Raw genomic sequence first — 21,481 nt, forward strand, 5'->3', positions numbered from 1 at the left:
ACATAGTCGGCTAATTACGGTTACAGTTATTCAGGTATTCTCAACTTTAATCCTGAACCCCAGTGCCATGAGTAATCCAAAATGAATGCCAAGTACATTCAAATAGACATTTTCAAATGTTCCTCGAACAATAACCCAGCCGATAAACGATACCATCAGTAACAGCACCGCCTGTGCTGTTATAATATTCGATCTGCTCGCCACAAATGCTCTATAGGCGTAGTTAATGGTGCTCAGCGTCAGGGTAATTAGCGCTAGCAAGCCAACAATACCTGCAGCAAACCAGATAGCCAAAAAGACATTATGGGGACCTAAAGACTGTTTATAAATCCATTCAGGATGGTTCTTGACCTGATCGTTATAAATGCGATGGAACAGGCTATTACCAAAGCCATAGCCCTTAATGGGGTTTTGCAGAATAAGTTCCAGTGCCGTTCCCTGTGTACCTCCGCCATAGCGGTTGCTGCTAGACGTTTGCTCCATTTTTTTTGTCAGTAGGTGCTCCTGAGTATGATCATAAGAGACCAGTGTTACTGCACCGCAAATTAATGCTGTCATACCCATAAAGGCCAGCATTTTTTCTTTATTAAAAGTAATGACAATTGCGCTCATTACCACTACTGAAAGCCATAAGCCACGCGTAAAAGTACCTAGCATAAATGTTATGGTGATCATTGTGGCGATAATTAAACAAGCCCAGTGTGTTAGGGTATTCTTCTTATAAATATACCAAAGGCTAAGAATAACCGGGAAGCATAAAACATAGCTATCAGAAAGGTCGCGATGAGTCATTTCAGTAAAGGGTATAATCCCCTGGCGATATTCATCAATATACATTAAAAGGTCTCGTGTACAGGTAATCACGAGGCCAGCAGCAATCGACAGCAGTATCATTTTGGCGATTTGAACCGCAGAATTTTTGTGTAAGACAATAGGTAGTACAAATGAGAAAAGTAAAATACTATTTAGTATGGGTTTATTCATACTGTCAAAACTGATCTGCGAATCTATAGAAATAAATAGCGAATAAAATATTGTGAGAACAAAAAAAATAACACTAACAAAAAGATTGTTCTTTAGTGGAGCCAGAGCAAGGTGATAATTTTTAAATAAAAAATATATCGCCGTTGCAATCATTAAAATAACAGTCAAATTTTTAAATTTTGTCAATTCGGCTGTAAAGTTAAGCGCAATAAATAATCCCACCAAATAGAGTGGCAAGGATTCTTTTCTACTTCCATTAAAGAGCGAATTAAATACCATTCTTTTTATTCTCAATTACAGTAAGATATAAATTATAAAGTTCATTAGAAATATAGCTTGCAGTCAGATTTACCACTTTATTGAAAGAGGTCTTTCTGGCAAAATTATAGTCAAATCCATTTTGTAATTGTCCAATAGCACCGGAAAAAGAGGCCCAGTCCAGCGCATCGAAAACATATCCATTTATTCCAGTATCAATAAATTCTTTTCCTCCACATTTATCTGAAGTCAATACCGGTAATCCACAGGCCATCGCTTCCAGGATCGTATTCGGAAAAGGATCATAACGCGTTGGCTGAATTAAGGCGTCAGCCATTGCATAAAACGGAGCAGTCTCTTTCTGCACGCCCGCAAAAACCAGCCGTGATTCACAGCCCAGGATGCGGGCCTGTTTCTTATAACGCATGGACTTGCGGTCATTTCCTACCACCAATAGCCACGCAAGTGGATGTTCCGCAATCGCTCTGATTGCGACATCCAACCCCTTACGCTCAAAGCCGGAACCTACGAACAGCATCAATGTGGCATCTTGCGGGATGGCGTAGCGCTCACGCATTGGCTGGCGATGTACGGAAATCAACGATGGATTCCATATATTGGTATCGATACAGTTGTAAATCACATGGATCTTATTGGGATCAATAGCAAAGTGATCGACAATCTCCGCTTTCACCATAGCTGAGTTACAAATCACTTTTTCCAACGCTGGATGTTCAAACATCGCTTTTTCCTGGCGAAGCTGATAGCGGTGGAAGCTGGAAAGTGATTGGACTAGCTTTTGTAGCGGATTCATCGTGCGTGAGCGAATGTTCAGCCATTCACGATGTACGCCGTCGCCAGCACGATAAATAGTACAGCCGGGAATGCGTTCATGGCTCTGTACAATATCAAATGCGGCAAAATGGCTCTGTGCTTCACGCGCGAAATTTATTTCGCGTTGTAGGCGATTTTTTGCCGGCGGGTCACAGGTAATGACATGATAATCTGTGCTGGAACCAGTTTCCCATTGACGAGTAATAATGCTGATATCTAAATCGCTTTTATCGCGCAGGGCACTTAATGCTCTGGAGACAAAGCGCTCGGCTCCCCCATCAGGTCGGTATTTTTGTCTGACAATAGCAAGCTTCATTGGCTAACCTGGATGGTATTTATTGCTTCAATCACCTGGCTTCTGGGTAGCTGCACCAGACAGTCGCAGATATGGCTATTGGCGCAGCCTGCTTGTCCGCAGGGACGACAGGGATGATGTTTAGAGGTTACAACTTCACTTTTAACCATCCATGGGCCCCATTCTTTGTCCCCGGTAGGCCCAAATAATGCTACCACTGGCGTTTGCATCGCTGCAGCAATGTGCATTGGCACCGAATCGACGCCGAAGAGCATATCTGCATGTTGAATTAAAGCGGCCAACTCCTTCAGGGACATGGTTCCGGACAGATCAAGAAATGGCGTGGTAACGAGGGCGCGAAGATCTTCCACCATCTTCATCTCTTCTTTTGACGGCGCGGCGCTCAGTACAACAGTTTTACCTTGGTGGCTGAGATATTCCATAATTGCGGCGACATCTTTAGTGTTCCAGCATTTGAACATCCAACGTGAAGTTGGATGGACTACAACGTAAGGTTGGTTCTGCCAGCCTGCGGCATATAGCTTATCTTTTACCCCTCGCTCTGCAGCTTCTCCGGCAACCAATACCAGCTTGCGTTCTTCTATCGTAGGCTGTAAACCCAGCACCCGAAGTGTATCCAGATGGCCTTCAACTGTATGACGAAGATGAATACGTTTGACTTGCTTCTGAAACTTTTTTCTCCAGAAAAACAACCGCTTTCTGTTTTCGTTGTAGAAGGTTACTCCATGGGGGATCCTACCGAGTTGGGCGAACCAGAAGCCGCGCATGCTTTCTGTCAAATGCAAAAGCAGATCATAGTGCTGACTTTTGATATGGCGAATAAGTGCTAGTTCTTTTAGAAAATGTCTCCACACACCAAGCTTTTTCCATTTACGGTCAATTATCAATACGTTATTAATCGCTGGGTGCAGGGTCAGCATATCAGCAGTTTCAGCATAGACGATAACGTCTATTTGGGCGTTAGGATAATGACGACGTAAGGTGGTGAAAATGGGTGATGTCAGTAGAACATCGCCGTGATGCCTCAGTTTGGTCACAAGAATACGTTTAAATTCAGGCATGAAAGTACCTAACTCGACATGATTAAATTATGTGTGCGCCTTTTAGCTGACGGAACACATCGCTGCCGGGCAGGTCATGTAATGACCGGCTGTCAGAAGGGCGACAGATTACCTGATTACGCCCATATCCGCCAATTAAACCAGGATCCGTTGGGCCATAAAGCGTGACGTTCGGTCTGTCCAGCGCGGCGGTAAGATGGCTTAAACCGGTATCAACCGAGACGACAAACCGCGCGCCGGCCAGTTCTCGCGCCACATTCTCAAGGCTCATCCGCGGCAAGACGTCGACAAAATCCAGCCCTTGCGCCAGCCGTTTCGCGCGGGCTTCTTCATGCGGCGCGCCCCACGGTAATTTTATGCGTAAGCCGCTGTCAGCCAGCAAATTAAGTAGCTCGCGCCAGTGCGCTTCCGGCCAGTGTTTATCATCGCGGGTGGTGGCGTGTAAGAACACGGCATAGGGCGAATGCGCCGCGTCGGTGACGGCAAAATGGCGGGCGATGGCGTAATCACCCTGCGTTTGCGGTTTGGTATAACCGAGGCTTTTGGCGAATAATTCGCGGGTGCGCTCAACCGCATGTTGCTGTTTAGCAATGTGATGACGGCGATTGTAAAACAGGCTCGCTAAGGGCTCGCGCGCGGTGCGCCAGTCCATGCCGTGCTTCACACCATGCGCCAGTCGGGTGACCAGCGCGGCGCTTTTCACCAGCCCTTGTGCATCAATAATCGCGTCGTACCGCTCAGCCTGTACCGCCAGGCGAAAGGCTTTACGCTCGGCGGCAATGGGGGCGGAAAACCAGGCTTTGCGCCAGCGGCGGATCGCCACCGGAATAACGCGCTCAACGGCGGCGTGCCAGGCGGGGATCTGGGCGAAACCCTCTTCCACCACCCAGTCAAAACGGATGCCGGGAATCGCCTGCGCGGCGTCGGTGAGCGCGGGCAGCGTATGCAGCACATCGCCCATCGACGAGGTTTTAACGATCAATACCCGCATCGGTTATCCTTCCGCGTCCAGCAACAGGGCGTTCAACTCTTCCAGTACGCGCTGCGGGGTAATGTCGATCAGACTCTGGTGATAGCCTTCAGCGGCGTCGCCTTTGCGCACTTTGTGGTAGCCGGAAATCAGGCGGATCGCGCGGGCTTTGTGCGACAACGGCGGAGTGAAATCCGGGCTGCTTGGGCCGTAAAGCGCCACCAGCGGACGATTAAGCGCGGCGGCGACATGCATCAAACCGGAATCATTGGTAACGATCGCTTTACAGGCGGCAATTAGCACTACGGCTTGTTCCAGCTGCGTTTCACCGGCCAGATTGCGGCACCAGGCTTGCTGCTCGGTACTCAGCGAGGCCAGAATCTCGTTGCCCGCTTCGTGATCTTTCGCCGAACCAAACAGCAACACCTGGTAGCCTTCATCAATCAGTTGCTTGGCCAGTTCTGCGTAATGGTAGTGCGGCCAGCGTTTGGCCGGGCCGAATTCTGCGCCGGGGCAAAAACCAATCACCGGGCGTTCGGCAGAAATATCAAACGTCGCGCAAACTTGTAATTTCTCGCTGTCGTTAACCTGCAACTGCGGCCACAGCAGCGGCTGCGGCAGATCCTGCGCCGAGCGCATCACACCTTTGTCATAGGCCAGCGCCACATAGCGCTCCACCATTAACGGCCAGGCTTGTTTATCCAGTACGCGAGCGTCATTGAGCAGACCGTAACGCATTTCACCGCGCCAGCCGGTACGGTGCGGCACGTTGGCAAAGAACGGTACCAGCGCGGATTTAAACGAATTGGGCAGCACGTAGGCGCGGTCATAACGGCGCTCGCGCAGGCTGTGGCCCAGCTTACGGCGTGCGCCAATTTCCAGCGCACCGTGGCCGAGCGGCATTGGGATCGCTTCGTTAACTTCCGGCATGCGTGATAAAAGTGGACGGCACCACGCGGGTGCCATCACATCGATTATCGCCTGGGGAAAGCGCGCTTTGAGCGTGCGGTAAAGACTATGCGACATCATCATGTCGCCGACCCAGGACGGGCCAATGACCAAAATTTTCATACTTACGCGTCGCGGTTCAGCCAGGCCATATACTCGGTTACGCCTTCGGCGACGGTTTTAAACGGTTTGTCATAACCCGCCGCGCGCAGGTTGGTCAGATCCGCTTGGGTAAACGCCTGGTAGCGGCCTTTCAGTTTGTCCGGGAACGGAATGTATTCGATGCTGCCTTTTTTGTGGAAAGCCAGCGTCGCATCAGCCACAGCCTGGAAAGATTCCGCGCGACCGGTACCCAGATTGTAGATACCGGAAACACCGTTTTCCCAGAACCACAGGTTGACCGCCGCAACATCGCCTACGTAGACGAAATCGCGTTTGAAGTTTTCGCTGCCTTCGAACAGTTTCGGGCTTTCGCCGTTGTTCAACTGGGTATTGAGATGGAAGGCCACGCTCGCCATGCTGCCTTTATGCCCTTCGCGCGGACCATACACGTTGAAGTAGCGGAAGCCGACGATCGGGGAGTTCGCTTCCGGCAGAATGCCACGCACATACTCGTCGAACAGCATTTTTGAGTAGCCGTATACGTTAAGCGGCTTTTCGTATTCACGGGATTCGATAAAGTCCGAAGTACGGCCACCGTAAGTCGCGGCAGAAGACGCATACAGGAACGGGATTTCGCGCTCCAGGCAGTAGTGCAGCAGCTCTTTTGAGTACTGATAGTTGTTATCCATCATGTACTTGCCATCCCACTCGGTGGTGGATGAACACGCACCTTCGTGGAATACGGCTTCAATATCACCGAACTCTTCACCAGACATAATCTGGATCAGAAAGTCTTCTTTATCCATGTAGTCGGCAATGTGCAGGTCGACCAGATTGACGAATTTGGTGCCGTCTTTCAGGTTATCCACCACCAGAATATCGGTGATGCCTTTATCATTCAGGGCCTTAACGATGTTGCTACCGATAAAACCCGCGCCGCCGGTCACGATGATCATAACTGTACCTTTGAAAAGTGGAGCGTTGAGACGATCTCAGACACTAATGTCTCTTATCATATCATCACATTGACGACCCTTCAGCCATTCACCCAGTGAACGATATGCCTATGCGTGATTTATGCTACAAAATGAAGAATGGATGCTGTGTCATCTCGTATCACCGTATACCTTTCGGTAATATGTGCCGAAATTTGCCCAGTCTGGAGAATTGCGATGCGTGGGGATTTTTATAAACAGTTAACGAACGACCTGGAAACCGCGCGTGCGGAAGGGTTGTTTAAAGAAGAACGCATTATTACATCGGCCCAGCAGGCTGATATCACCGTGGCCAATGGCGACCATGTCATTAACTTCTGCGCCAATAACTATCTTGGCCTTGCCAACCACCCTGATTTGATTGCTGCCGCGAAAGCCGGTATGGACAGCCACGGCTTTGGTATGGCCTCCGTGCGCTTTATCTGTGGCACGCAAGATAGCCACAAAGCGCTGGAGAAGAAGCTGGCCGATTTCCTCGGTATGGAAGATTCCATTCTCTACTCCTCCTGCTTTGATGCGAACGGCGGCCTGTTTGAAACGCTGCTTGGTGCGGAAGACGCCATTATTTCCGACGCGCTGAACCATGCTTCTATCATCGACGGTGTGCGTCTGTGTAAAGCGAAGCGCTATCGCTACGCTAATAACGATATGCAGGAGCTGGAAGCCCGCCTGAAAGAGGCGCGTGAAGCGGGCGCGCGTCATGTACTGATTGCGACCGATGGCGTGTTTTCCATGGACGGCGTGATCGCTAACCTGCAAGGCGTGTGCGATCTGGCGGATAAATATGACGCGCTGGTGATGGTCGATGACTCTCACGCGGTCGGTTTTGTTGGGGCGAATGGTCGCGGTACGCATGAATATTGCGACGTGATGGGGCGCGTGGACATCATCACCGGCACGCTCGGCAAAGCGCTTGGCGGCGCGTCCGGCGGTTACACCGCGGCGCGTAAAGAGGTGGTGGAGTGGCTGCGTCAGCGTTCCCGCCCGTATCTTTTCTCCAACTCACTGGCTCCCGCCATTGTTGCCGCGTCCATTAAAGTCCTAGAAATGCTTGAGTCCGGTGCTGAGCTGCGCGATCGCCTGTGGGCAAATGCCCGTCTGTTCCGCGAAAGAATGACCGCCGCAGGCTTTACGCTGGCAGGGGCAGACCACGCCATTATCCCGGTGATGCTGGGCGATGCAGTGGTGGCGCAAAACTTCGCGCGTGAGCTGCAAAAAGAGGGGATTTACGTCACCGGTTTCTTCTTCCCGGTGGTGCCAAAAGGTCAGGCGCGTATCCGCACACAGATGTCTGCGGCGCATACGCCTGAACAAATTGAGCGTGCGGTTGCTGCCTTTACCCGCATTGGTAAACAACTGGGTGTGATTGCCTGAGGGCGTGAAATGAAAGCGTTATCCAAACTGAAAGCAGAAGAAGGCATCTGGATGACCGACGTACCGGAGCCGGATGTTGGTCATAACGATCTGCTGATTAAAATTCGCAAAACCGCGATTTGTGGCACTGACGTGCATATCTACAACTGGGACGACTGGTCGCAAAAAACCATTCCTGTACCGATGGTCGTCGGCCATGAATATGTCGGCGAAGTGGTGGGCATCGGCCAGGAAGTGAAAGGTTTTAAAATTGGCGATCGCGTTTCCGGTGAAGGCCATATTACCTGTGGTCATTGCCGTAACTGCCGCGCCGGGCGTACGCATCTGTGCCGTAACACCACGGGTGTGGGCGTCAACCGTCCGGGCTGTTTTGCCGAATACCTGGTGATCCCGGCGTTCAACGCTTTCAAAATCCCCGACAATATTTCTGACGATTTGGCGTCGATTTTCGATCCGTTTGGTAACGCGGTGCACACGGCGCTCTCCTTTGATTTGGTGGGAGAAGATGTGCTGGTCTCCGGCGCAGGCCCGATTGGTATTATGGCCGCAGCGGTGGCAAAACACGTTGGTGCACGCCATGTGGTTATCACCGATGTGAATGAGTACCGCCTCGATCTGGCGCGCAAAATGGGTGTTACCCGCGCGGTTAACGTCGCCAAAGAGAATCTGGCGGATGTGATGGCAGAACTGGGTATGACCGAAGGGTTCGACGTGGGTCTGGAGATGTCCGGCGCGCCGCCAGCGTTTCGCACGATGCTCGACACCATGAACCACGGTGGCCGTATTGCGATGCTGGGTATTCCGCCGTCCGATATGTCTATCGACTGGACTAAAGTCATCTTCAAGGGGCTGTTTATCAAAGGCATTTACGGCCGTGAGATGTTCGAAACCTGGTATAAGATGGCGGCGTTAATCCAGTCTGGTCTGGATCTTTCACCGATCATTACCCACCGTTTCAGCATCAATGAGTTCCAGCAGGGCTTCGACGCGATGCGCTCGGGGCAGTCCGGCAAAGTGATTCTGAGCTGGGATTAGTTCATTGAGCCGGGCCGTATCCTGAGCGGCCTGGCTTCTTTTGCTCCAGGCTTTATCATATACTCGTAGCGTTAATAATGGTGAGAACTGGAATGCCAAATGAGCACGGCTAAGATAGATGTAAGTATCGTTATTCCTGTTTATAACGGTGGCGATACTTTAGGCCCGATGATAGAAAAAATCCTCCGTGAAAAAAGGATTAATCTGGAAGTCATTATTGTTAATGATGGTTCCACAGACAACACCGCTGAAATACTGCAGACCTTTAACGATCCACGTATTATTGTGGTTCATCAGACGAATCAGGGCGTTTATGCTGCCCGTAATGCTGGCATTGCCGTCCGTCGTGGAGACTGGCTTATTCTGTTAGATGCTGATGACGATTTTACTGACGATATGATTGTGGATCGTTTCCGGCAAGCAAACCTCCACGATGTAGATGTCTATATCGCCAACGGCTGGCGCAATGAGCAGCGAGAGGGGGATTTCAGCAATACAATCCATCATCATCAGCCCTACAATAAAACTATCAAAGGCTTTAGTTGGATTAACCACGTGGTCGGCGTTCGTGAGTGGCCGCATTATCTATGGCTGCAAATTGTCAGGTCTGAATATATCAATCGGCTACAGCTAACTTTTCAGTTGGGAAGCAGCCACAAAGATATTTTGTGGACCACCGAGCTGGCATTAGGTAATGGGCGTTTTTATATTTCCGATAAGCCTGACTATGTTTACTGTGATAATCATAATTCCATTACCCACAGCAAGAAATATTTCGATTCGCGCACTCTTAGCTATATTGGGGTAATAAGCCAACTGATTCGCTGGGCGAACGAGTCACGGTACCATGAGGTGAAACGAGCGCTGCTAATTCATTCATTAGAAGAAGCCCGCCATTTCTTCGGTATGTATCGTAAAAAGACCAAAGATAAACCGTATGCGAGGGCGCAATTTTTTCAGCATATTCGCTTTGTGGATCTGCTTAAAGGCGTTAATAGTGGGCGTAAGATGTGGTTCCTGCTACGGCTTTATATGGCATTTGTGCGATCATAAAGACAGTAGGTCTTTACTGTCAGCCCCAATCCCATCAATGGGTGGATTTTTATTACTTCCACCCTTGCCATTGATTCTGCATATAACGCACCAGCGTACTCTCGCCAACACTTTCACTGATTACGCTAAAGAAGCGGCTGGCGTAAACCGGTTCAGGTTTGTGCTTCGCTTTACACAGTTTTGCGCCGCGAAACGGATTACGCGGTGGCTGAACGGTACCGCCTGGCGGTGTGGCGTTGGGCGTTGAGGTATCTGTCTGCGGTTCATTGAGCAGATCGCTCGGGCGCACCAGCGTAATATCCGTCGGCAAATTGTAGAGAGACTGTTGCAGAACACGAACAGTGGCGGGATGCGGGTGACCAATAGCAATGGCGGAACCATTACGACGCGCTAACTGTACGGCTCGGTCAAACTGACGGCGGATATCGCCTTCGTTTTGCGTATCGTCGAGGAACACCTTGCGCTTAATGACTTTTACCCCGGTGCCGGAAGCGGCGCGCAGCGCTTGGCTATTGCCGATAGTCATGCTATCAAGGAAATAGAGGTTATAGCGCTCCAGCGCCTGCATCACTTTCTGCATGCCAAACAGACTGGACGTCATGGCGCTACCCATATGGTTATTCAGCCCGACGGCATACGGCACTTTGTTGACGGCGTCGCTGATGATGCGCTCAATCTCTGCGCTACTCATCTCCGGGCGCAGCGTATCTTTTTCCAGCGGCTGTTTACTCAGCGGTGCCATTGGAAGATGGATCAACACTTCATGGCCACTGTTGTGCGCTTTGGTCGCCATTTCGCGAGCATGCGTTGCATTGGGCAGCACCGCGACGGAGACCGCCTGCGGCATGGCCAGCACCTGGTTTTCAGTTTGTGGGCGGTAGCCGAAATCGTCGATCACGATGGCCAGTTTCCCGGCGAATACCGGAGCGGAAAACGCCAGCGCACTGGCGAGCGTCAAAACAATACGACGAAATTGAAGCAAACCTTATCTTCCCAACCACGGCTGTGGATTGACCGCCTGACCCTGACGGCGAATTTCGAAATAGAGTGAAGGCCGGCCCTGACCGCCACTGCTCCCTACGAGGGCTATCGGCTGACCGGCGCGAACCTGGGTGCCTACGCTCACCAGCGCGCTCTGGTTGTAACCGTAAAGGCTCATGTCGCCCTTGCCGTGTTCTACCACCACCACCAGGCCATAACCTTGCAGCCAGTCGGCGAGGATCACACGCCCGTCGGCGATAGCTTTCACTTCACTGCCTTCAGACGCGCCGATAACAATCCCTTTCCAACGTAGCTCACCCTGCAGTTGTTCGCCATAACGATGCAGTAACGGGCCGCGAACCGGCCAGACGGCCTGGCCAGACGGCGAACCTAAACCGCCGGTGCGGGACATCAGTGAGCGTTCGCTCTCGGTAGGTTTATACGTGGTGCCTTTGCGGCTGGCTTCATTCTGGCGGTCACGCACGGCTTGCGCTTCGCGGGCTTCACGTTCGGCACGGGCTTTAGCTGCCGCTTCCGCGCGGGCGAGGCGATCGCGCAAGCGAGATTCGTTGGCGCGCATTTCACTGAGCTGTTGCTGGCCTTCCTGAATGGAGGATTCCAGACCAGAAAGAGTTTTCTGCCGCTCACTGCGTGCTTGTTCAAGTTTGGCCTGCTGCGCTTTTTGCTCATACAGCAGCGTTTGTTGCTGGCTCTGCTTCTCTTCCAGCTCGGATTTTTGCGTGGCGACCTCTTCGCGCGTCTGTTTCAACTGAGCGATGGTTTCCTGTCGCGCCTGGTTGAGATAACCAAAATAGGCCTGCAAACGCTGGCCGCGCTGGCTCTCTTCACCGCTCAGAATCAGCTGGATCCCGGTGTGTGGCCCCTGGCGAAACGCCGCATCAAGCTGCGCCGCAAGGTTGTGTTCCTGCGTGGTGCGCTGACGTTCCAGTTTGGCAATCGAGGCGTTCATCTCGGCGATCTGCTTATTGAGCTGGGCGAGGGTGTTTTGTGTTTCCCGCAGCTGGCGAGTGGCGGCAGAGATGGCTTCTTCCTGTGCCTTTAACTGGGCAAGAAGGCCCGCGCGTTGCTGTTGTTGCTGGCGTACCGCGCGCTCTTTTTCAGCGATATCGGCCTGAATAGATTTGAGCTGATCGCGGTCATCCGCGTGGGCGGAAACGGCGCACAGCAATGCGCCAGCGCTGAGTGCGCTGGCGCAAAGAAAGGGTCGGAGCCCGACCCATGTAATTGAAAAAATCGCCTTTCCCCTCATGGGGAGCGATTATTCCACGATGAACAGCGGCTTACCAGTCATCTCTTGCGGGATTTCCATGCCCATCAGCGTCAGCATAGTCGGCGCGATGTCGGAAAGTTTACCGCCGGAAACGGCTTTCAGCGCTTTGTCGCCAACATAGATCAGCGGCACCGGCAGGTTGGTATGCGCAGTGTGTGCCTGACCGGTTGACGGGTCACGCATCTGCTCGGCGTTACCGTGGTCGGCGGTGATCAGCATCTGACCACCTACGGATTCCACCGCTTTGCTCACCTCTGCAACACAGTGATCCAGCGCTTCAACAGCGGCGACAGCAGCTTCAAACACGCCGGTATGGCCGACCATATCGCCGTTCGGGTAGTTACAAATAATGGTGTCGTACTTCCCGCTGGTGATCGCACCCACCAGTTTCTCGGTCAGCTCTGCGGAGCTCATTTCCGGTTGCAGATCGTAAGTCGCCACTTTCGGCGAGTTGATCAGAATGCGGTCTTCGCCCGGGAACGGCTCTTCTACGCCGCCGTTAAAGAAGAAGGTGACGTGGGCATATTTTTCCGTTTCGGAAATACGCAATTGAGTTTTGTTGTGCTTCGCCATCCACTCACCGAGCGTATTCGCCAGAGAAGCCGGTGGATAGGCGACGGCAGTTTTGATGTCGGCGGCATATTCGGTCAGCATAACGAAATCGCCCAGCTTAACCACTTTCTTACGTGCGAAACCGTCGAAGTCTGCGTTAACGAACGCGCGGGTAATTTCGCGTGCGCGGTCGGCGCGGAAGTTCATGAAAATCAGCGCATCGCCATCTTCCATTGCCGCATCGGGCTGGCCTGCGGCGCGAATAACTGTCGCTTTTACAAACTCGTCATTTTCGTCGCGAGCGTAAGCCGCTTGCAGACCCGCAACGGCGCTATCAAAGGTGAACTCGCCTTTGGCCTCGGTCATCAGGTTGTAAGCTTGTTCCACGCGATCCCAGCGGTTGTCACGATCCATCGCATAGTAACGACCAATAATGCTCGCAACACGGCCTTTACCCAGCGCGGCGAACTTGTCTTCGAATTTTTTCAGCGAGGATTCAGCGCTGCGCGGCGGCGTGTCACGCCCATCGAGGAAAGCGTGCAGATAGATTTTTTCCGCACCGCGTTCTGCGGCCAGTTCCACCATCGCCATAATATGATCTTCATGGCTGTGCACGCCGCCTGCGGAGAGCAGACCCATAATGTGCACGGCTTTGCCAGCGGCAACCGCTTTGTCTACCGCACCGGCCAGTACCGGGTTGCTAAAGAACGTACGCTCTTTGATCTCTTTATCCAGGCGAGTCAGATCCTGGTAAACAATACGTCCTGCGCCCAGGTTAACGTGGCCGACTTCGGAGTTGCCCATCTGGCGATCCGGCAGGCCGACTTCGAGGCCTGACGCGTCAATCAGCGTATGCGGGCGGGTTGCCCACAGTTTGTCCATCACCGGGGTTTTAGCGTTAAAAATAGCGTTATCCTGCTGGTCTTCACGGTAGCCGTAGCCATCCAGAATCACCAGTACCATAGGTTTTTTAGAAACCGACATTGCGACAACCTCATGCTCAGAAGACAAAAAAATTTGCGTAATTTTACTACAGCTGAATCGATAAAATAGCCGCAGAAGATCAAAGAAAGCGGCTGACCAGCCCCTTGTTTGCGCAGCGAGTCTTTATTTTTTTTGTAACACTCCGCAGAAAATGCATTCCGTCGCGCTGGCTGGCTGTATTTGCCCCACTGCGCAGGTATACTCCTTGCTGGTTTTTAATCACTAAGTCCGGAGTTGTAACCCCAGATGCAAGAAATTATGCAATTTATTGGCCGCAACCCAATCCTGTGTATCGCCTGGATTGCGTTGTTCGGTGCTGTGCTGTTTACCACTTTCAAGGGCATTGCGTCTAAAGTGAAAGTGATTTCTCGCGGCGAAGCTACGCGCCTCATTAATAAAGAAGATGCCGTGGTAGTGGACTTACGCCAGCGTGATGATTTCCGTAAAGGTCACATCGCAGGCGCGGTGAATTTGCTGCCAAACGAGATCAAAGCCAATAATGTAGGTGAGCTTGAAAAACACAAAAGTGCGCCGATTATCGTTGTTGATGGTACCGGCATGCAGGCCCAGACCCCGGCGAACGAGCTGGTGAAAGCCGGTTTCGAGAAGGTCTTTGTGCTGAAAGACGGTATCTCTGGCTGGATGGGCGAAAACCTGCCGTTAGTTCGCGGTAAATAATTTACCTACGGGTAAACATCGGAGAAGAGATATGGCCAATATTGAGATCTACACGAAAGCGACTTGCCCGTTTTGCCACCGCGCAAAAGCGCTGCTGAACAGCAAAGGTGTTGCTTTTGCTGAGCTGCCGATCGACGGTGATATGGTAAAACGCGAAGAGATGATTCAACGTAGTGGCCGTACGACGGTTCCGCAGATTTTCATTGATGCGCAGCACATTGGCGGCTGTGACGATTTATATGCGCTGGACGCGCGTGGCGGGCTGGATCCGCTGTTGCGTTAATGCTTTTAGAGCACTACAACACTTAAGGGTTATTCACTCATGTCTGAACAAAACAACACCGAAATGACTTTCCAGATTCAGCGTATCTACACGAAAGATATCTCTTTCGAAGCGCCGAATGCGCCACACATCTTCCAGAAAGAGTGGCAGCCGGAAGTGAAACTGGATCTCGACACCGCCTCCACCCAACTGGCGGAAGGTGTTTATGAAGTGGTTCTGCGCGTTACCGTGACCGCTTCTCTGGGCGAAGAAACTGGCTTCCTGTGCGAAGTACAGCAGGGCGGTATCTTCTCTATCGACGGTATCGAAGGAACGCAGATGGCGCACTGCCTGGGTGCATACTGCCCGAACATTCTGTTCCCGTATGCCCGCGAGTGCATCACCAGCCTGGTTTCCCGCGGTACTTTCCCGCAACTGAACCTTGCGCCAGTGAATTTTGATGCGCTGTTCATGAACTACCTGCAACAGCAGACTGGCGAAGGTGCCGAACAACATCAGGATGCCTGATGAACGCACTTAATGCTGCAATGACTGTGATCGGTGCCGGCTCTTACGGCACCGCTCTTGCCATCACGCTGGCAAGAAATGGCCACCCGGTTGTGCTGTGGGGCCATGACCCAAAACATATCGCGACCCTGCAACACGACCGTTGCAACGCCGCGTTCCTCCCCGATGTGCCTTTCCCCGACACGCTGCAATTAGAGAGCGATCTGGCCCGCGCGCTGTCCGCCAGCCGTAATATCCTGGTGGTGGTGCCAAGCCACGTCTTTGGCGATGTGCTGGCGCAAATCAAGCCGCTTATGCGCGATGACGCGCGTATCGTCTGGGCGACAAAAGGGCTGGAAGCCGAAACCGGGCGTCTGCTCGAAGAGGTGGCGCGCGAAGTGTTAGGCCCGGATATTCCGCTGGCGGTGATTTCCGGCCCGACATTTGCCAAAGAGCTGGCGGCGGGTCTGCCAACGGCGATTTCCCTCGCTTCTGCGGATCCCCAGTTCGCTGAGGATTTACAGCAGCTCCTTCACTGCGGCAAAAGTTTCCGCGTCTACAGCAACCCGGATTTCATCGGCGTGCAACTGGGCGGCGCGGTGAAAAACGTCATTGCGATTGGCGCGGGCATGTCCGACGGGATTGGCTTTGGCGCCAATGCGCGTACAGCGCTGATCACCCGTGGTTTGACCGAAATGTCACGTCTCGGTGCCGCGCTGGGTGCCGATCCTGCCACCTTTATGGGCATGGCGGGTTTAGGCGATTTAGTGCTGACTTGTACCGACAACCAGTCGCGCAACCGCCGCTTCGGCATGATGCTTGGCCAGGGCATGGACGTGCAAAGCGCCCAGGACAAGATTGGCCAGGTGGTCGAAGGTTACCGCAATACCAAAGAAGTGCGCGCGCTGGCGCACCGGTTTGGCGTCGAAATGCCAATAACCGAGGAAATTTATCAGGTATTGTATTGCGGAAAAAATGCGCGCGAGGCAGCATTGACCCTATTAGGTCGTGCCCGCAAGGAAGAGCACTAACCCCTTAGTCGCAGGGACTCTTTTTGAACTCACGATAAGGCTGGCGCAGACCAGCCTGTCGTCTTATCACGTCTGGAGTAAGCAATGCCGTGTGAAGAACTGGATCTGGTCTGGAAAAATATCAAAGCCGAAGCCCGGGCACTGGCGGAGTGTGAGCCAATGCTGGCCAGTTTTTACCACGCGACATTACTCAAGCACGAAAACCTCGGCAGCGCGCTGAGCTATATGCTGGCGAACAAACTGGCCTCGCCGATTATGCCCGCGATTGCCATTCGTGAAGTCGTCGAAGAAGCCTATGCTGCCGACCCGGAAATGATCGCCTCCGCCGCCTGTGATATCCAGGCCGTGCGCACGCGCGACCCGGCGGTGGATAAATATTCCACGCCGCTACTCTATCTGAAAGGTTTCCACGCGTTACAGGCATACCGTATTGGGCACTGGCTGTGGACGCAGGGACGCGAGGCGCTGGCGATTTTCCTGCAAAACCAGGTGTCGGTCAGTTTCCAGGTCGATATTCACCCGGCGGCGCGAATTGGCCGTGGGATTATGCTCGACCACGCAACAGGCATCGTGGTGGGCGAAACGGCAGTCATTGAAGATGACGTGTCGATCCTGCAATCGGTCACGCTTGGCGGGACCGGCAAAACCAGCGGCGATCGCCATCCGAAAATCCGCGAAGGGGTGATGATTGGCGCGGGTGCCAAAATTCTCGGCAACATCGAAGTGGGCCGTGGGGCGAAAATTGGCGCGGGTTCGGTGGTATTGCAACCGGTGCCGCCGCATACCACGGCAGCAGGCGTGCCGGCGCGGATTGTCGGCAAGCCGGAAAGCGACAAACCGTCAATGGATATGGATCAGCATTTCAACGGGATCAACCACGGGTTCGAGTACGGCGACGGGATTTAATTGCCTGGCTATTTTACTCGCCAGTCTGAACCAGAGCCGTGCGCGAAACGCGATAGCGCGTTGAACATCCGCAGGAGGCGCGAAGCAAATAATCCCCAGGATTCTGTGTTCGCGCCGGTTTTCTTCGCTGCTCGTTTCGCCAGTAGCGCAGAAAAATAAATGCGTCCGTCATGACAGGCATCGCTATCCACCGGTGGGATTAAAGCCTCGCCGCCATCCGTTAATTTCCCTTCAGCTACGCAGCACCGCGCCCGGGTAACCGAGCTGGCGCCAGGCTTCATATACCACCACTGACACTGCGTTTGACAGGTTCATGCTGCGGCTGTCCGGCATCATCGGAATGCGGATTTTTTGCTCCGGCGGCAGTGCGTCAAGGATAGTCGCTGGCAGGCCGCGCGTTTCCGGGCCAAACATCAAATAATCGCCATCCTGGTAGCTCACCGCACTGTGTGCTGGCGTCCCTTTAGTTGTGAGGGCAAATAAGCGTTGCGGCTGTTCGGCGTCGACAAACGCGGCGTAATCGTGATGGCGTTTTACCGCGGCGAACTCATGGTAGTCCAGCCCTGCGCGGCGCAGACGCTTGTCGTCCCAGGTGAAGCCCATCGGTTCAATGATATGCAGACGAAAACCGGTATTGGCGCACAAACGAATGATATTCCCGGTATTTGGCGGGATTTCAGGTTCGAATAAAACGATGTTTAACATACTGCCCCCTTAATAGCGGGGGCAGGATAGCACTCTCTAGGCGGCGTCGCCATGTGACAACGGTGCCAGCCCGGCAGGTAACTGGTTCAGCCCCTGTACCAGTGAATCTTTGCTGATGTCGCGAATCGATTTCGCGCTGGTCAGCGTCATCGCTACGCGCATCTCTTTCTCAATCAGATCCAACAGATTCGCCACGCCCTGGCGACCATGCGTTGCCAGCGCATACAGATACGCGCGGCCCAGCAGGACGGAATCTGCGCCAAGCGCCAGCATCCGCACTACATCCAGCCCGTTACGGATGCCGCTGTCGGCCAGGATGGTGATATCGCCTTTCACCGCATCGGCAATCGCCGGAAGCGCGCGGGCGGAAGAGAGCACACCGTCGAGCTGGCGGCCGCCGTGGTTAGAAACCACAATGCCGTCTGCGCCAAAACGTACCGCGTCGCGGGCATCTTCCGGATCGAGGATCCCTTTGATCACCATCGGGCCATCCCAGAATTCACGGATCCACTCCAGGTCTTTCCACGAAATCGACGGATCAAAATTCTTCGCCAGCCAGCCAATGTAATCCTCCAGCCCGGTCGGCTTGCCGAGATAGGCGGAGATATTCCCCAGGTCATGCGGCCGCCCGTTAACGCCGACATCCCACGCCCACTGCGGATGCAGCACCGATTGCAGATAACGGCGCAGCGCCGCATTCGGGCCGCTCATACCGGAATGGGCATCGCGGTAGCGCGCGCCTGGGGTAGGCATATCCACGGTGAATACCAGCGTTGAGCAACCGGCGGCTTTCGCCCGCTCCAGCGCATTACGCATAAAGCCGCGATCGCGCAGCACATATAACTGGAACCACATCGGGCGCTTAATCGTCGGCGCGACCTCTTCAATCGGGCAGACGGAAACTGTCGAGAGCGTAAAAGGAATGCCTTTCGCATCCGCCGCGCCCGCTGCCTGCACTTCACCACGCCGGGCGTACATGCCGCATAAGCCAACCGGGGCCAGCGCCACCGGCATCGATAACTTTTCATTAAATAACGTGGTTTCGAGGCTCAGTTCAGACATGTCTTTCAGCACCCGCTGGCGCAGCGCCACCTGGGACAGGTCTTCAACGTTGCGGCGCAGGGTGTATTCGGCATACGCGCCGCCATCAATATAGTGAAACAAGAACGGCGGCAAAATGCGTTTAGCCGCCGCGCGATAGTCGCTGGCTGCGGAAATAATCATGCTTTTTTCTCCCTGGAGTGAATGTGCTGCTCGTCGGGCAGGCGGGTGATGCGTGCCTGGCGGGCCTGATCTTCATCGAATTTGCGAATAGTGGTATGCACGAAGCCGAGATGCGCCATCATCGCCTGGCGCGCGCCATCGGCGTCTCCGGCAAGAATGGCGTTCATCACCGCCTGGTGCTGTTCGGTCAGTTGTGAAAACACTGGCGGAACGAGGTACATACGCTGGCGGCTCTGTTTTACCGAGGATTGCAGCAGGTCGAAGAACCCGCGCATGGTTTGCAATAACACCACGTTATGCGAAGCCTCGGCGATGGCGAGATGGAAACGCACATCGGCCTGCGAGGCGAGATCCGGGTCGTCGGATTGTGTGGCTTCAAAGCACAGCACAATTTTCTCTTTATCGGCCTCGGTGGCGCGCATCGCCGCGTGCCAGGCGGTGCTGGCTTCAATGGCGTGGCGCGCTTCAAGAATATCGAAACTGTAATCCGGGTCATCATGTAGCAGTGTTTTCAGCGGCTGGACGATGTTTTGCTCCGACCAGTCGTCATGCTGCCAGCGCACAAACGTACCGCCGCCGCGACGGCTGAGCAGTAGGCCTTCGCTGACCAGTTTTGATAACGCTTCACGCAACGAGTTGCGCGACACGCCAAGCTGTACGGCGAGCTGGCGCTCTGCGGGCAATTTCATGCCCGCTTCCAGTTGTTGTTCAGCAATCAGCGCCCGCACACGATCGGCAACCTCGTCTGTCAGGCGTCTGGGTAACACTTTCATGGGATCATCCAGGTCAGAACATAGGCCTGTAGTGTAGTAATCACCCCCACCATGCAGGTGAAAATCAGGCTGTGTTTAACAGTAAAACGGAACAGGTCGGACTCTTTGCCCACCAGCCCCACCGCCGCACAGGCAATGGCGATCGACTGCGGCGAAATCATCTTGCCGGTAACGCCACCCGTGGTATTCGCCGCCACCATCAGCACATCCGACACACCAATTTGCTGCGCCGCCGTGGCTTGCAGCGCCGCGAAGAGCGCGTTGGATGAGGTATCTGAACCGGTCAGGAAGACGCCCAGCCAGCCGAGGAATGGCGAGAAGAAGGGGAAGGCACTGCCGGTGTGCGCCAGTGCCAGTGCCAGCGTCGATGACAGCCCGGAGTAGTTAGAGATAAAGGCGAAGGCCAGCACCATACCAATCGAGTAAATCGGCAGCGCCAGATCGCGCAGCGTACTGGTAAAGGTCGTGACGGCATCTTTCGGCTTCATGCGCAGCCAGATAATCGACAAAATGGCGGCAAACAGAATGGCGGTGCCGGTTGCGGAGAACCAGTCAAATTTATATACCGCAGCGTAAGGCGTGGCGGCGCTCACCACCGGCGGCATACGCGCGACCAGCTTGTCGAGGTGCGGTACAGAAAGGGTCAATACCCAGTCATACAGCGCACCACCAGGGGCGAATAGCGCCTTAAACGGCGGCACGCTCCACAGCGTCACGGTGGCGGTCAAAAACAGGAACGGTGACCAGGCGCGCAGGATCTGCCCGCCGCTGTATTGGGTGCGTTTTAAATCGAGATCCACCTGCGATGCGCCCATATCGCCGAAGCGGAAGATGCGCACCGGACGCCAGCGTTTGAGGAACAACGTCAGGCAGACCAGCGAAACCAGCGATGAGATGATGTCCGGCAGTTCCGGGCCGATAAAGTTGGAGCTCAGATACTGGGCGATAGCAAACGAGCCACCCGCGACAATCACCGCCGGCCAGGTCTCTTTAATGCCGCGCCAGCCGTCCATAATCGCCATGATCCAGAACAGCACGATAATGGTCAGGAACGGTAACTGGCGGCCAACCATCTGGCCGATTTCAAAGCTGTCCAGCCCGGTAACCTGTCCGGCAACCAGGATCGGAATACCCATTGCGCCAAAGGCGACCGGCGCGGTGTTGACGATCAGACATAAGCCCGCGGCATACAGCGGGTTAAAACCTAAGCCCACCAGCAACGCGGCGGTAATGGCGACCGGCGCGCCAAAGCCCGCAGCCCCTTCCAGAAACGCGCCGAAAGAGAAGCCGACAATCAGCATTTGCAGGCGCTGGTCGGGGGTAATCGATAAAATCGAAGACCGGATAATATCGAACTGCCCGGTTTTGACCGAGATTTTGTAGACAAAAACGGCGGCGATAATGATCCACGCAATCGGCCACAGTCCGTAAAAGAAGCCATAAACCACCGAGGCCAGCGCGTGATCAAGCGGCATATGGTAAAACATCAGCGCCACGCCAAGGGCGATAACGACAGTCCAACTGGCGGCCACATAGCCTTTCAGTTTGAGCTTTATCAGCGCAAAAAAGAAAAACAGGATCGGTAGCGATGCAATTAAGCTGGAAAGCCAAAGGTTGCCAGCCGGGTCGTAATTCTGTTGCCAGAGATTCATGCAGG

General features: G+C 53.6%; 21 protein-coding genes. 8 read left to right on the forward strand and 13 right to left on the reverse strand.

Annotation, left to right across the window (positions count from 1 at the left end):
• Nucleotides 1-30 precede the first annotated feature (30 nt).
• Genes rfaL through rfaD form a run of 6 tightly spaced genes read right to left on the reverse strand, consistent with a single transcriptional unit; the run spans nucleotide 31 to nucleotide 6,429 of the window.
• The gene (rfaL, locus tag O3S68_RS17285; protein ID WP_269232072.1) at nucleotides 31-1,263 is read right to left on the reverse strand and encodes an O-antigen ligase RfaL; all 1,233 of its coding nucleotides are present in this window, start codon (nucleotides 1,261-1,263) and stop codon (nucleotides 31-33) included.
• Nucleotides 1,253-2,392: a glycosyltransferase family 4 protein gene (locus O3S68_RS17290; RefSeq protein ID WP_269232073.1), complete on the reverse strand. Its 1,140-nt coding sequence runs from the start codon at nucleotides 2,390-2,392 to the stop codon at nucleotides 1,253-1,255. The genes rfaL and O3S68_RS17290 overlap by 11 nt, the downstream gene beginning before the upstream one ends.
• The gene (gene rfaQ, locus O3S68_RS17295; RefSeq protein ID WP_020455742.1) at nucleotides 2,389-3,453 is read right to left on the reverse strand and encodes a putative lipopolysaccharide heptosyltransferase III; all 1,065 of its coding nucleotides are present in this window, start codon (nucleotides 3,451-3,453) and stop codon (nucleotides 2,389-2,391) included. Before rfaQ ends, O3S68_RS17290 begins: the two co-directional genes overlap by 4 nt.
• A gap of 22 nt (nucleotides 3,454-3,475) precedes the next feature.
• A complete protein-coding gene (gene rfaC / locus O3S68_RS17300) occupies nucleotides 3,476-4,444 on the reverse strand; it encodes a lipopolysaccharide heptosyltransferase RfaC (RefSeq protein WP_269232074.1) in 969 nt (322 codons plus the stop codon).
• Between the two features lie 3 nt (nucleotides 4,445-4,447).
• Nucleotides 4,448-5,494, reverse strand: coding sequence for an ADP-heptose--LPS heptosyltransferase RfaF (gene rfaF / locus O3S68_RS17305; protein ID WP_269232075.1), 1,047 nt, complete (start codon nucleotides 5,492-5,494; stop codon nucleotides 4,448-4,450).
• Nucleotides 5,495-5,496: 2 nt separating this feature from the next.
• Nucleotides 5,497-6,429 (reverse strand): ADP-glyceromanno-heptose 6-epimerase, encoded by a 933-nt coding sequence (gene rfaD / locus O3S68_RS17310; protein ID WP_017458185.1) that lies wholly within the window; start codon nucleotides 6,427-6,429, stop codon nucleotides 5,497-5,499.
• 216 nt (nucleotides 6,430-6,645) lie between these two features.
• Between rfaD and kbl the strand changes: the two genes are divergently transcribed.
• The 3 genes from kbl to O3S68_RS17325 all read left to right on the forward strand — a co-directional run bounded on the left by kbl (nucleotide 6,646) and on the right by O3S68_RS17325 (nucleotide 9,930).
• Complete coding sequence (kbl, locus tag O3S68_RS17315; protein ID WP_045507523.1) at nucleotides 6,646-7,842, forward strand: glycine C-acetyltransferase; 1,197 nt, start codon at nucleotides 6,646-6,648, stop codon at nucleotides 7,840-7,842.
• A gap of 9 nt (nucleotides 7,843-7,851) precedes the next feature.
• A complete protein-coding gene (gene tdh, locus O3S68_RS17320; RefSeq protein WP_020455738.1) occupies nucleotides 7,852-8,877 on the forward strand; it encodes an L-threonine 3-dehydrogenase in 1,026 nt (341 codons plus the stop codon).
• A 99-nt stretch (nucleotides 8,878-8,976) separates the two neighbouring features.
• Nucleotides 8,977-9,930, forward strand: a complete 954-nt coding sequence (locus tag O3S68_RS17325) for a glycosyltransferase (protein ID WP_269232076.1) — start codon at nucleotides 8,977-8,979, stop codon at nucleotides 9,928-9,930.
• 52 nt (nucleotides 9,931-9,982) lie between these two features.
• On the opposite strand, the gene O3S68_RS17330 is transcribed toward O3S68_RS17325, so the two are convergent.
• The 3 genes from O3S68_RS17330 to gpmM are packed head-to-tail and all read right to left on the reverse strand — an operon-like array spanning nucleotide 9,983 to nucleotide 13,738.
• The gene (locus tag O3S68_RS17330; protein WP_269232077.1) at nucleotides 9,983-10,912 is read right to left on the reverse strand and encodes a divergent polysaccharide deacetylase family protein; all 930 of its coding nucleotides are present in this window, start codon (nucleotides 10,910-10,912) and stop codon (nucleotides 9,983-9,985) included.
• A gap of 3 nt (nucleotides 10,913-10,915) precedes the next feature.
• A complete protein-coding gene (envC, locus tag O3S68_RS17335) occupies nucleotides 10,916-12,181 on the reverse strand; it encodes a murein hydrolase activator EnvC (RefSeq protein ID WP_044489525.1) in 1,266 nt (421 codons plus the stop codon).
• 9 nt (nucleotides 12,182-12,190) lie between these two features.
• Nucleotides 12,191-13,738, reverse strand: coding sequence for a 2,3-bisphosphoglycerate-independent phosphoglycerate mutase (gene gpmM / locus O3S68_RS17340; protein WP_020455734.1), 1,548 nt, complete (start codon nucleotides 13,736-13,738; stop codon nucleotides 12,191-12,193).
• A 246-nt stretch (nucleotides 13,739-13,984) separates the two neighbouring features.
• Here gpmM and O3S68_RS17345 point away from each other — a divergent pair, with 246 nt between their 5' ends.
• The 5 genes from O3S68_RS17345 to cysE all read left to right on the forward strand — a co-directional run bounded on the left by O3S68_RS17345 (nucleotide 13,985) and on the right by cysE (nucleotide 17,122).
• Nucleotides 13,985-14,416, forward strand: a complete 432-nt coding sequence (locus tag O3S68_RS17345; RefSeq protein WP_017458191.1) for a rhodanese-like domain-containing protein — start codon at nucleotides 13,985-13,987, stop codon at nucleotides 14,414-14,416.
• Between the two features lie 31 nt (nucleotides 14,417-14,447).
• Complete coding sequence (gene grxC / locus O3S68_RS17350; RefSeq protein WP_020455733.1) at nucleotides 14,448-14,699, forward strand: glutaredoxin 3; 252 nt, start codon at nucleotides 14,448-14,450, stop codon at nucleotides 14,697-14,699.
• Nucleotides 14,700-14,738: 39 nt separating this feature from the next.
• Entirely contained in the window at nucleotides 14,739-15,206 is a 468-nt protein-coding gene (gene secB, locus O3S68_RS17355; protein WP_017458193.1) for a protein-export chaperone SecB, read from the forward strand.
• Nucleotides 15,206-16,216, forward strand: coding sequence for an NAD(P)H-dependent glycerol-3-phosphate dehydrogenase (gene gpsA / locus O3S68_RS17360; protein ID WP_017458194.1), 1,011 nt, complete (start codon nucleotides 15,206-15,208; stop codon nucleotides 16,214-16,216). The genes secB and gpsA overlap by 1 nt, the downstream gene beginning before the upstream one ends.
• A gap of 84 nt (nucleotides 16,217-16,300) precedes the next feature.
• A complete protein-coding gene (cysE, locus tag O3S68_RS17365; RefSeq protein WP_017458195.1) occupies nucleotides 16,301-17,122 on the forward strand; it encodes a serine O-acetyltransferase in 822 nt (273 codons plus the stop codon).
• A gap of 231 nt (nucleotides 17,123-17,353) precedes the next feature.
• Here the strand turns inward: cysE and trmL are convergent, their stop codons facing one another.
• The 4 genes from trmL to lldP are packed head-to-tail and all read right to left on the reverse strand — an operon-like array spanning nucleotide 17,354 to nucleotide 21,476.
• Nucleotides 17,354-17,827, reverse strand: a complete 474-nt coding sequence (gene trmL, locus O3S68_RS17370) for a tRNA (uridine(34)/cytosine(34)/5-carboxymethylaminomethyluridine(34)-2'-O)-methyltransferase TrmL (RefSeq protein ID WP_020455732.1) — start codon at nucleotides 17,825-17,827, stop codon at nucleotides 17,354-17,356.
• 36 nt (nucleotides 17,828-17,863) lie between these two features.
• Nucleotides 17,864-19,051 (reverse strand): FMN-dependent L-lactate dehydrogenase LldD, encoded by a 1,188-nt coding sequence (gene lldD / locus O3S68_RS17375; protein ID WP_020455731.1) that lies wholly within the window; start codon nucleotides 19,049-19,051, stop codon nucleotides 17,864-17,866.
• Nucleotides 19,048-19,824 carry a transcriptional regulator LldR gene (gene lldR / locus O3S68_RS17380; protein WP_045507534.1) on the reverse strand — a complete coding sequence of 259 codons (777 nt, stop codon included), beginning with the start codon at nucleotides 19,822-19,824 and terminating at the stop codon, nucleotides 19,048-19,050. The genes lldD and lldR overlap by 4 nt, the downstream gene beginning before the upstream one ends.
• The gene (gene lldP, locus O3S68_RS17385) at nucleotides 19,821-21,476 is read right to left on the reverse strand and encodes an L-lactate permease (RefSeq protein WP_020455729.1); all 1,656 of its coding nucleotides are present in this window, start codon (nucleotides 21,474-21,476) and stop codon (nucleotides 19,821-19,823) included. Before lldP ends, lldR begins: the two co-directional genes overlap by 4 nt.
• Between the last annotated feature and the right edge of the window lie 5 nt (nucleotides 21,477-21,481).

It is taken from the genome of Kosakonia sp. SOY2, assembly GCF_027109175.1.
GTDB lineage: Bacteria > Pseudomonadota > Gammaproteobacteria > Enterobacterales > Enterobacteriaceae > Kosakonia.

Coding starts and splice junctions, on each gene's coding strand:
- lldR (WP_045507534.1), bottom strand. CDS start 19,824: ATGAAAGTGTTACCCAGACGCCTGACAGACGAGGTTGCCGATCGTGTG.
- envC (WP_044489525.1), bottom strand. CDS start 12,181: ATGAGGGGAAAGGCGATTTTTTCAATTACATGGGTCGGGCTCCGACCC.
- O3S68_RS17325 (WP_269232076.1), top strand. CDS start 8,977: ATGAGCACGGCTAAGATAGATGTAAGTATCGTTATTCCTGTTTATAAC.
- O3S68_RS17290 (WP_269232073.1), bottom strand. CDS start 2,392: ATGAAGCTTGCTATTGTCAGACAAAAATACCGACCTGATGGGGGAGCC.
- cysE (WP_017458195.1), top strand. CDS start 16,301: ATGCCGTGTGAAGAACTGGATCTGGTCTGGAAAAATATCAAAGCCGAA.
- rfaQ (WP_020455742.1), bottom strand. CDS start 3,453: ATGCCTGAATTTAAACGTATTCTTGTGACCAAACTGAGGCATCACGGC.
- rfaC (WP_269232074.1), bottom strand. CDS start 4,444: ATGCGGGTATTGATCGTTAAAACCTCGTCGATGGGCGATGTGCTGCAT.
- grxC (WP_020455733.1), top strand. CDS start 14,448: ATGGCCAATATTGAGATCTACACGAAAGCGACTTGCCCGTTTTGCCAC.
- gpsA (WP_017458194.1), top strand. CDS start 15,206: ATGAACGCACTTAATGCTGCAATGACTGTGATCGGTGCCGGCTCTTAC.
- kbl (WP_045507523.1), top strand. CDS start 6,646: ATGCGTGGGGATTTTTATAAACAGTTAACGAACGACCTGGAAACCGCG.
- rfaL (WP_269232072.1), bottom strand. CDS start 1,263: ATGGTATTTAATTCGCTCTTTAATGGAAGTAGAAAAGAATCCTTGCCA.
- secB (WP_017458193.1), top strand. CDS start 14,739: ATGTCTGAACAAAACAACACCGAAATGACTTTCCAGATTCAGCGTATC.
- lldP (WP_020455729.1), bottom strand. CDS start 21,476: ATGAATCTCTGGCAACAGAATTACGACCCGGCTGGCAACCTTTGGCTT.
- trmL (WP_020455732.1), bottom strand. CDS start 17,827: ATGTTAAACATCGTTTTATTCGAACCTGAAATCCCGCCAAATACCGGG.
- gpmM (WP_020455734.1), bottom strand. CDS start 13,738: ATGTCGGTTTCTAAAAAACCTATGGTACTGGTGATTCTGGATGGCTAC.
- rfaF (WP_269232075.1), bottom strand. CDS start 5,494: ATGAAAATTTTGGTCATTGGCCCGTCCTGGGTCGGCGACATGATGATG.
- rfaD (WP_017458185.1), bottom strand. CDS start 6,429: ATGATCATCGTGACCGGCGGCGCGGGTTTTATCGGTAGCAACATCGTT.
- lldD (WP_020455731.1), bottom strand. CDS start 19,051: ATGATTATTTCCGCAGCCAGCGACTATCGCGCGGCGGCTAAACGCATT.
- O3S68_RS17345 (WP_017458191.1), top strand. CDS start 13,985: ATGCAAGAAATTATGCAATTTATTGGCCGCAACCCAATCCTGTGTATC.
- tdh (WP_020455738.1), top strand. CDS start 7,852: ATGAAAGCGTTATCCAAACTGAAAGCAGAAGAAGGCATCTGGATGACC.